The sequence below is a fragment of the Marinomonas sp. FW-1 genome (genome assembly GCF_005222245.1).
Lineage (GTDB): Bacteria > Pseudomonadota > Gammaproteobacteria > Pseudomonadales > Marinomonadaceae > Marinomonas > Marinomonas alcarazii.
Map to the genome: position 1 here is coordinate 1624665 of NZ_CP025987.1, position 8988 is coordinate 1633652.

The following is an 8988-nucleotide window of genomic DNA, read 5'->3' on the forward strand; positions in this document are numbered from 1 at the left end:
GTCAAAGTTTCTTTTCTTTAGAAATGAAGAGAAGAGATAAAAAAAGATTTTGCTTTTATTAAAGCCGCTATAGCTCAGTTGGTAGAGCATCTGACTTGTAATCAGAGGGTCCCGAGTTCGACTCTTGGTGGCGGCACCACTTCTTAGGAAGTTAGGTAAAAGTGAACTGCGTCATGTAATGCCGCTATAGCTCAGTTGGTAGAGCATCTGACTTGTAATCAGAGGGTCCCGAGTTCGACTCTTGGTGGCGGCACCATTTACTCATTGTAGATGAGTAAAAATTACAATTTGATTTAGCATTAAGCCGCTATAGCTCAGTTGGTAGAGCATCTGACTTGTAATCAGAGGGTCCCGAGTTCGACTCTTGGTGGCGGCACCACTTACTTAATAAGTAAGTTGAAAAAATGTTAAATAAGATTGGGTGTGTAGCTCAGTTGGGAGAGCGTCGCCCTTACAAGGCGAATGTCGGGAGTTCGAACCTCTCCACACCCACCACTAACTAGACAGTGGGCTTTTTACTTAGGTAGAAGCAAAAGTACTAGACCATGTTGGAGTGGTAGTTCAGTTGGTTAGAATACCTGCCTGTCACGCAGGGGGTCGCGGGTTCGAGTCCCGTCCATTCCGCCATCTTTCGACAAGATGTAAAACTACGAGTCGGGTGTGTAGCTCAGTTGGGAGAGCGTCGCCCTTACAAGGCGAATGTCGGGAGTTCGAACCTCTCCACACCCACCACTAACTAGACAGTGGGTTTTTTACTTAGGTAGAAGCAAAAGTACTAGATCGTGTTGGAGTGGTAGTTCAGTTGGTTAGAATACCTGCCTGTCACGCAGGGGGTCGCGGGTTCGAGTCCCGTCCATTCCGCCATCTTTCGACAAGATGTAAAACTACGAGTCGGGTGTGTAGCTCAGTTGGGAGAGCGTCGCCCTTACAAGGCGAATGTCGGGAGTTCGAACCTCTCCACACCCACCACTAACTAGACAGTGGGCTTTTTACTTAGGTAGAAGCAAAAGTACTAGATCGTGTTGGAGTGGTAGTTCAGTTGGTTAGAATACCTGCCTGTCACGCAGGGGGTCGCGGGTTCGAGTCCCGTCCATTCCGCCATCTTTCGACAAGATGTAAAACTACGAGTCGGGTGTGTAGCTCAGTTGGGAGAGCGTCGCCCTTACAAGGCGAATGTCGGGAGTTCGAACCTCTCCACACCCACCACTAACTAGACAGTGGGCTTTTTACTTAGGTAGAAGCAAAAGTACTAGACCGTGTTGGAGTGGTAGTTCAGTTGGTTAGAATACCTGCCTGTCACGCAGGGGGTCGCGGGTTCGAGTCCCGTCCATTCCGCCATTACTTATATTAAGTTTGGCAAAGAGTTTGATAATGTAAAAATTATCTCAAAGAGGGTGTGTAGCTCAGTTGGGAGAGCGTCGCCCTTACAAGGCGAATGTCGGGAGTTCGAACCTCTCCACACCCACCACTAACTAGACAGTGGGCTTTTTACTCAGGTGAAAGCAAAAGTACTAGATCGTGTTGGAGTGGTAGTTCAGTTGGTTAGAATACCTGCCTGTCACGCAGGGGGTCGCGGGTTCGAGTCCCGTCCATTCCGCCATTACTTGCTCAGTCAAGTAATGCAAAATGTTTCTTATAGTTTTATCGCTATGTATGAACGGGTGTGTAGCTCAGTTGGGAGAGCGTCGCCCTTACAAGGCGAATGTCGGGAGTTCGAACCTCTCCACACCCACCATTTGTTAATAATAAATTTCCTCATAATTATCTGATCTTAAAAAGCTTCTACTTTCCTCAAGTCATATAATATTTGTGATCAAAATTTTTCTTGATTTTTGATGTCACTAAAGTGTGACCGACTCGTGTCTTATTTTGCAGTTGGTACCAATAAGTCACACATTCCCTAGTTTCTCTTTTTTAATACCTTGTTTGACTTTATTGGCTTTCTCTTCCTTTCAGTTAATTTAAAGCTTGAATTGCTTTATGCTCTCGCCAGATCTTGTATGAGTAGATTTCTATAAAAAAACGTTGTGACCTGAGTTTATTTCGATCAATGCTCTTAGTGACGCTAAGGTCGGTCTGCGCGTGAAGGTAGGTCATGAGTAAGAGCTAACTGAACGAAACGCTATAAGCGTGTTAGTATTTTATTAACGTGTGATCAAAAGGGGGCGAGTATCTCCAACAAGTCATTGGAGAGTAGCCAAGGTAGATTGAAGACCACTATTGATCTTCAGAATATGGTGGCAGAACTGCTTAATTGCCCATCTTCTATCAATTACGAGTATCAAGAGCTACTAGATGTTATAGGGTCGTATGAAACATATCCTGATCAGCATGACTCTACTGTAAATGGTCAGGTTGAGGTGTTGAAGGTTTATGTTGTTCAAGCTGTCCAAGTCTAAGAATCACTTGAACGAGCTCAGGAGTGGATGCACTCGGAAATTCCTGTTTTAGGTAAGTTTGTGCCAGTCACATTGATGAATAATCAGAGTAGCCGTAAAGATGTTTTGCAGGTGTTACGCACAATGGAGTTTGGAGAGTATGTTTAAAGGTTTTGATAGCAAGAAATATCCTGCTTGTCTTTAAGAAATATCAGCCTTGGCTGAAAGCGCGTTTGACAATAAGGAAAAACTCAAAAATAGCTAAGTACACCGAGCGAGGTATTCAATGACTTGAGCCTATAGGAGTGGGGAGGGGGGAAATCTTGTTCGCGATTCTTTGTGGTGTATTAATGAGGGGGCGCTTAAAGCGATATATAGCGAACAATCAAAGTACTCCCTAGGGTAGAATTCACTACAAATAAAGTAATGGGTGTAGAGATGGATTCTGTCATTCGATATATCAGTATACTGGAGCTTCTACCGATTGCGCCTAAGCCAAGTATCTCAACAAAGACATACTCGAAAAGTTAGAGCGTAAAGGCTTTTCAGTAACTTTTCGTAGCTTGCAACGCGATCTTGTTGCATTAGCTAAAAACTATCCAATCATCTGCAATGACAAAGTTCGTCCGCATAGGTGGTGCTTTTCTGAAGACTATCAGGGAAGTTTTGCTGCATTCTGCAGTGAGTACAATTCTCGTAAACGAATATTTGCTAGGCATAATGCCGACTCCGCTTTTATTTCAGTTATCCCCGCAATTGAATCGTGCAAAGAGCTTTCTTAAATCTCATTCTGACAGACCTTATGTAAATTGATTGGAAAAAGTCAAAATAGTTTCAGATGGTAAGGTGCTAATGCCCGCACAGATTGAGCTAGATATTTGGGCAACAGTGTGCGAAACGATCATGTCAAATAAGGCATTAGATATGACGTACTACAGTCGTTCTAAAGACAAAGTTCATTCAGGCGCTCTTCACTCTCATGGATAATGATTTGAAAAAGTGACACATACGTTCTGGGTCTTGTAACGATTATGATAATGTAAGGCATTATGCTCTGCATCGTTTCAGAAGTGCGAAGTTATCTTCGTCTGACTTCCGCCCTAATCCAAGTTTTTCGCTTCAGTGTTACATAGACGATGGCGAGCCTGGGTTTAAGTATTCTGACGAATCACTCCATCTTGTGGCCTTGATTGACAAAGGACTAGCGAAAAGACTTGAGGAAACAAAATTGAGTGATACCCAGACTATACTGGAAACTGATTCTGAGGAGTGGTTCCTGCTTCGAGCTGTAATTCTTGATGATAGAGATACGCGCGCTTGGTTGCTTAGACAAGGAGCCAGCTTAATTGTGCGTGAACCTGTATCTCTTAGAGATGAGCTGCTTGAAGAGGTAGCTGCGATTCAGACATTGTCTGTCAGTTTGGATGGACTATTTATCAAAAACAAATAAGAATATTGGTTTTTGTAAAAATTGTTACAATATGTAAATAGGCGGCATTTTATGGTAATTAAGTTTTGCTTATCTACTAAAGCTGTGTAAATTCTAATCAATATCAATTAGTTGCCGCGGGCGTCGGTTTTGATAATGTTTGGAGGGTGAATGGTAGAGACTGTATGCAGGATTAACGTAAAACTGAAAGATGTCACGTTTGATAAAAAGCTCAACGCGATTGTATTTAGTATTATCAGCAGGAGTGGGAACAAATCAGTAGACCTAATAGGTAATCTCGTAACTTTACTTGCGAAAGTTGCTAACAGTAAAGGCTCACCTATAGAAGAGCGTAAGAAGAAAGTTGGCTTCAAGCTTGATGCAAGAAAGACTGCCTTAACTGAGCTCAGGTTTCTTCTCCACCTGTACGAGTAGTGACTCTCTTTCAAGGAGCAACAGATTCTTATGGTGCCTATGGGAATGATACTTATTGGTGCTGTGGACTCATGGACTTAGCAGGCAATCTACCTTGATCAACCCCATCGAATTGAAACTCTAGATTTTCTGATTGAACTTAATCAAAAGCTAGGAGCAACCACTTAATAGTATTATATGATCTTAACTTAGCGTACCGTTATGCACATCAGATGTTTACAATGAAGGGCGGGAGTATATTTCTCTAAAAAAAGCCGGAAAACATTCCTGATTTTGACATGATGAAAGCTTTATTTGGCATGCATTTCCATATTTCTCAAGACCCATTATTTGACACTACTAAGTGCACTCCATTTGGAAAAGTGCGTAATTTGACAACACAGGGAGTAACCAATGGATGCCTATCTAAGTAGCTTTACAGAAGAACAGTGGCAATCTTTGTCGAGCTTTGGACTAACACCATTCATGCAAAGTGAAGTACTTGCCATACCATCGTCAATGTTTCTTGATGATCAGCAGTGCCTTATGATTTTGGAAAAAATTATGCCAGTTATTAAGGCGCCTAATATCAAAGTTACAGTGTCTTTGATTCTTAAACGAGTAGCATTTTTAACGCTTGCCCCAGTGTTGTTCGCCATGTCTCGTTATGATAAAGGATTGAATGTGAAGGAAGGGAATAGTGTGTTTCACTTTGCTCAAGAAGATGGTCATTGGCGGTCAAGCGTGGCTTTAAAGAAGCTATCAGTGAGCCAGCCTGATGGTAATCGAGTTGCATGGCGGGAAAAGTTGCTGCATAACGCTTTTGCTGGGCACCTGACACTTCTTGTTGAGCAATTTCATCGCCTGACTCGCACGCCAAAGAATATTCTCTGGGAAAACATTGCAATTCGAGTTTTTAGTATCTATGAAAGCCGTATTTTACTAGGGGTTCCAGAGGAGCGAAAAACTGTTGCTCAGGAAGATTTTTCGTTGTTACTGGATCCGAACACGACTGAATTATTTGGCTTACCTAAAAATCCCATCGCAGATTTTTACTTCGAAATGTCTCAAGTCCCATACATAGAGGAGCCTGTTCGAATACGACAAACTTGCTGTTATTACTATCAAACCACTGATCCAGCAGATTATTGCGGTGCATGCCCATTACCATTGAGATTACTGCGACGTAAAAAAACTCAAGGCTTGCCCTAAAGCGTATTCAGCATAAATGTATAGTGAGGCATGATAGTAGAGTTATCTTGTTATGAAGTTAGCTTTAACTTAAGGAGCTATTAAAAAGCTCATTAGGATACAAACGCGCTCAACTAGAACACCCAATCGCACTCTGTGCGATGATATCCTGATCTTATGTAGTTGCAGAGTTTGTGTAGGAAAAATGCGAGTACGGGTAGCGATTACCTTGTAATGAGAGCTCAAGCTTAAAGTGAACGAGTTCAAGACACATATCGCGCACAGCATTGAAGGTGTTAAGTTTCTTGGGGTGGAAATCGGAAGTTGATATACCTGAATCCGAGTCAAGAAGCTGTATATGTTCAATCAAAAGCTCAAGCCGATGACTTCACGAAATGGCGTCAAACCGTTAAACCAAATGATCAAGTAGCTGACTTCATAATTAGAGTATTGAATCAATGCACCATGATTGATAATGCAAGTGGTGAATTTTGATGAAGAGAAAAAATGGGATGTGTTGTTAAGTGCGTATCCTGAATATAAGTTTACATGAGAGATGTATACGAGGCCTGTATGTACGGTCTTGTTATATGGGGGGAGGCGACAAGGACTCACCCCACATAACACTAATATTTTAATCTATATTGAAATTTTGTAGAGTTGCATCAAGATCTGATCCTTTGGCTACTTGAGCTAGTATAAATGGCTTAATTCGGTGTGCTGCGATTGATGGCCTCTGCAAAAATAGCGATTACGGTATGGACTTCAGCTCTACTGATAATAAGCGGTGGAAGGAAGCGAACAGTCGATCCATATCTTCCTCCTACTTCAGTAATGAGTCCTAGTTTGAGAGCTTCTTTTTGCACTAGTAAAGCTCTCGCTCCATCTAGAGCGTAGTTCCCCATATGGTCTTTTTCTGACATGGGGTTGACGATCTCAACACCTTGCATCAGTCCAATGCCTCGAATTTCTCCAATGATCGGGCTGTTTATCCCTTTAAGACCATTTTGGAGAACATTCCCCATTTCTTTCACGTGATGATGTAATGAGTGTTCTTGAAGCTGTTTCATGACCACTTGACCAGTGGCAAGAGCGAGTTGGTTGCCACGGAAAGTACCAGCATGGGCGCCGGGTTTCCATTGGTCGAAGTCTTCGTGATACACCACGACCGCCAGCGGTAAACCGCCACCAACGGCTTTGGATAGCACCATAATATCTGGCTCTATACCGGAATGCTGAAAGGCAAAGATTTCTCCTGTCCTACCCATGCCTGCTTGAACTTCATCGAGAATCAAAGCGATGCAATGGCGACGAGTGATATCACGTAAGCCTCTTAACCACTCCTGGTTAGCGGGTATTGCTCCTGCTTCACCCTGTACGGCTTCTACAATGATTGCGGCCGGTTTCAGTACACCAGACTCTGGGTCACTGAGCATGGACTCTAATTGTCGAAGGCTGATTTGTACGCCATTTTCTCCGGCACCATAAGGGCAGCGGTGCGCATGAGGGAAGGGCAGGAATTGAACATCCGGCACGGTGGGGCCAATGAGGGATTTTGGCCCTAGGTTGCCCATTAAGCTGAGTGTACCTTGCGTCATACCATGGTAAGCGCCGGAAAAAGACAGCACGGTACGCCGTCCAGTTGCGGTTTTGGCGAGTTTGATCGCCGCTTCAACAGCATCTGCACCGGACGGACTGCAAAATTGAATGCGACTGGTGCGGCGCATAGCTTCGGGAAGCAAAGCAAACAGTTTGTCAATAAAGGCTTCTTTTATTGGTGTGGTGAGGTCTAGCGTTTGCATCGGGATGGCGCTATCAAGGGTCTCTCGGATCGTTTGCTGTATCTCTGGATGGTGGTGCCCTAAAGCCAGTGTTCCCGCTGCCGCCAATGCGTCTATATAGATCTGTTGGCGGCTATCTTCAACAAAAATACCATGGCTTTTGCTGAGAGAAAGGGGAAGGCGTCTAGGATAGCTGCGGGCGTTAGATTCTCGCTTTGCCTGCTGTGTGAGCAAATGGTCTGGTTCTAGAATACGCTCTTTTTGGTGAATAAAGCGGGCTAGCCCCCCTAGCAAATTACTGGAAGTGCGCGCCTCTTCTTGTACAACCGATTCGCAAAATATTGAACTCATATAAGCTCCATTGACGAGTATAAGGTGTTAAACCTGTGCCGTAGTCTGGTGGCCAGTGTCTTGTTCGAGAGCATCTCTTAGGCTTTTAGGGCGCATGTCTTGCCAATGTTCTGATATGTACGCAAGGCAAGAGTCTTTGGTGCCTTCTTGGCCTACTTGTGTCCAGCCGTTAGGGACTTCTTTAAACGTTGGCCAAATAGCGTATTGCTCTTCTTGGTTGATGACGACTCGGAATTGAGTATCTGGGTTGTCAATGCTCATAGTGTCTGCCTTTACATATATTAAGTGTTGTTAATGTGAGTGATGATAATTTAAATAAAAATAATTATCACTAGCTTTTAAATTATTTTCTCTTTGTGTATGATCGCTAGCAAATTCTGGTAATTAGGCTTGGTGAAATAGCTAAGCGTTTGGTTTTTAAGATTTTGAGAAAAGGTTTACGCAATGGTGGATAGTGCTACAAGTGTTCGTGCGACGGTGCAATTGGGTCAATTAAGTGTTGCAGATACGGCTTTGCCATTATTGGTTGAGCCTTTAGACACTCGTAACTGGCGTGCAGTGATTGATGATATTCAGGCTGCAATTAAAGACCATTTGGAGCAATGTGGTGGCGTTTTACTACGTGGTTTTGATTTTAATGGTGAAGAAGACTTTCGCGAATTTGCTCAGACGTTTGGTCATGATTTATTGAGCTATGATTACGCATCCACCCCTCGTACTAAGGTTGATTCAGGGGTTTACACTTCCACCGAGTATCCAGCCCATCAAATAATCCCGTTGCATAACGAACAAGCTTATACGCTGAGCTGGCCGATGCGTATTTGGTTTCACTGTGTAACAGCTTCCCCAGAAGGCGGTGAAACGCCTATTGCTGATAGCCGCAAGATCTTTCAGATGCTGGATGAAAATATGCGAGAGAAGTTTGCTGAAAGAGAGCTGTTGTATGTACGTAACTATGGCAACGGCTTGGATCTACCTTGGCAAAAAGCGTTTGGTACAGAGGATGCTCAGCAAGTTGAGTCTTTCTGTCGAGCAAACAGTATTGAATTTGAATGGAAAGGCGACGGTGAGTTGCGTACACGCCAGCGTTGCCAAGCCGTTGCACAGCATCCGCGTACAGGTGAAATGGTGTGGTTTAACCAAGCACATCTATTTCACATCTCAAATCTTCCACAGCAAACTCGCGATACGCTGATTTCCATTGTGGGTGAAGAAAATCTACCTCGTAACGTCTATTACGGTGACGGAACGCCTATTGATGAGCAGGACTTAGACCATGTTCGTTCAGTGCTTGATCAATGCCAAGTGGTGTTTCCTTGGCAGGAAGGGGATGTGTTGATGTTGGATAACATGCTTGCTGCACACGGTCGTAGCGCCTTTTCTGGTAACCGAAAAATTGTTGTTGCCATGGCTGAGCCAATGGTTGGTGGACAATTGGTTTAAG

6 protein-coding genes, 14 tRNA genes and 1 pseudogene are annotated in these 8988 nt (G+C 43.6%); 19 read left to right on the forward strand and 2 right to left on the reverse strand.

The genetic code is table 11. The features are described 5' to 3' along the window. Window positions 1–63 precede the first annotated feature (63 nt). The 18 genes and pseudogenes from C1X04_RS07640 to C1X04_RS07725 all read left to right on the forward strand — a co-directional run bounded on the left by C1X04_RS07640 (window position 64) and on the right by C1X04_RS07725 (window position 5433). Window positions 64–139: transfer RNA gene (locus C1X04_RS07640), tRNA-Thr, on the forward strand. 41 nt (window positions 140–180) lie between these two features. Next, a tRNA-Thr gene (locus C1X04_RS07645) sits at window positions 181–256 on the forward strand. A 47-nt stretch (window positions 257–303) separates the two neighbouring features. Continuing rightward, window positions 304–379, forward strand: a tRNA-Thr gene (locus tag C1X04_RS07650). A gap of 40 nt (window positions 380–419) precedes the next feature. Continuing rightward, window positions 420–495, forward strand: a tRNA-Val gene (locus tag C1X04_RS07655). 55 nt (window positions 496–550) lie between these two features. Beyond that, window positions 551–627: transfer RNA gene (locus C1X04_RS07660), tRNA-Asp, on the forward strand. Window positions 628–656: 29 nt separating this feature from the next. Next, window positions 657–732: transfer RNA gene (locus C1X04_RS07665), tRNA-Val, on the forward strand. 55 nt (window positions 733–787) lie between these two features. Further along, a tRNA-Asp gene (locus C1X04_RS07670) sits at window positions 788–864 on the forward strand. 29 nt (window positions 865–893) lie between these two features. Then, window positions 894–969, forward strand: a tRNA-Val gene (locus C1X04_RS07675). A gap of 55 nt (window positions 970–1024) precedes the next feature. After that, window positions 1025–1101, forward strand: a tRNA-Asp gene (locus C1X04_RS07680). Window positions 1102–1130: 29 nt separating this feature from the next. After that, window positions 1131–1206, forward strand: a tRNA-Val gene (locus C1X04_RS07685). 55 nt (window positions 1207–1261) lie between these two features. Further along, a tRNA-Asp gene (locus tag C1X04_RS07690) sits at window positions 1262–1338 on the forward strand. Between the two features lie 54 nt (window positions 1339–1392). Then, window positions 1393–1468: transfer RNA gene (locus C1X04_RS07695), tRNA-Val, on the forward strand. 55 nt (window positions 1469–1523) lie between these two features. Further along, window positions 1524–1600 (forward strand) — tRNA-Asp (locus C1X04_RS07700). 59 nt (window positions 1601–1659) lie between these two features. Beyond that, a tRNA-Val gene (locus tag C1X04_RS07705) sits at window positions 1660–1735 on the forward strand. A gap of 679 nt (window positions 1736–2414) precedes the next feature. Beyond that, window positions 2415–2546 (forward strand): annotated as a pseudogene (locus tag C1X04_RS18875) (hypothetical protein); the annotation flags it as partial. 684 nt (window positions 2547–3230) lie between these two features. Next, a complete protein-coding gene (locus tag C1X04_RS18760; RefSeq protein WP_302629527.1) occupies window positions 3231–3365 on the forward strand; it encodes a hypothetical protein in 135 nt (44 codons plus the stop codon). 19 nt (window positions 3366–3384) lie between these two features. Next, on the forward strand, window positions 3385–3828 hold the full coding sequence (locus tag C1X04_RS07720; RefSeq protein WP_137169580.1) for a YafY family protein: 444 nt from the start codon (window positions 3385–3387) through the stop codon (window positions 3826–3828). A gap of 807 nt (window positions 3829–4635) precedes the next feature. Next, complete coding sequence (locus tag C1X04_RS07725) at window positions 4636–5433, forward strand: IucA/IucC family C-terminal-domain containing protein (protein ID WP_137169581.1); 798 nt, start codon at window positions 4636–4638, stop codon at window positions 5431–5433. A gap of 686 nt (window positions 5434–6119) precedes the next feature. Here C1X04_RS07725 and C1X04_RS07730 read toward each other — a convergent pair. Both C1X04_RS07730 and C1X04_RS07735 read right to left on the reverse strand, forming a co-directional pair. Continuing rightward, window positions 6120–7544 carry a diaminobutyrate--2-oxoglutarate transaminase family protein gene (locus C1X04_RS07730; protein WP_110571947.1) on the reverse strand — a complete coding sequence of 475 codons (1425 nt, stop codon included), beginning with the start codon at window positions 7542–7544 and terminating at the stop codon, window positions 6120–6122. A gap of 27 nt (window positions 7545–7571) precedes the next feature. Next, window positions 7572–7805, reverse strand: a complete 234-nt coding sequence (locus C1X04_RS07735) for an MbtH family NRPS accessory protein (protein ID WP_110571949.1) — start codon at window positions 7803–7805, stop codon at window positions 7572–7574. Window positions 7806–7988: 183 nt separating this feature from the next. Between C1X04_RS07735 and C1X04_RS07740 the strand changes: the two genes are divergently transcribed. After that, complete coding sequence (locus C1X04_RS07740; protein WP_110571951.1) at window positions 7989–8987, forward strand: TauD/TfdA family dioxygenase; 999 nt, start codon at window positions 7989–7991, stop codon at window positions 8985–8987. Window position 8988: the final 1 nt, after the last annotated feature.

Coding starts and splice junctions, on each gene's coding strand:
- C1X04_RS07740 (WP_110571951.1), top strand. CDS start 7,989: ATGGTGGATAGTGCTACAAGTGTTCGTGCGACGGTGCAATTGGGTCAA.
- C1X04_RS07730 (WP_110571947.1), bottom strand. CDS start 7,544: ATGAGTTCAATATTTTGCGAATCGGTTGTACAAGAAGAGGCGCGCACT.
- C1X04_RS07735 (WP_110571949.1), bottom strand. CDS start 7,805: ATGAGCATTGACAACCCAGATACTCAATTCCGAGTCGTCATCAACCAA.
- C1X04_RS18760 (WP_302629527.1), top strand. CDS start 3,231: ATGCCCGCACAGATTGAGCTAGATATTTGGGCAACAGTGTGCGAAACG.
- C1X04_RS07725 (WP_137169581.1), top strand. CDS start 4,636: ATGGATGCCTATCTAAGTAGCTTTACAGAAGAACAGTGGCAATCTTTG.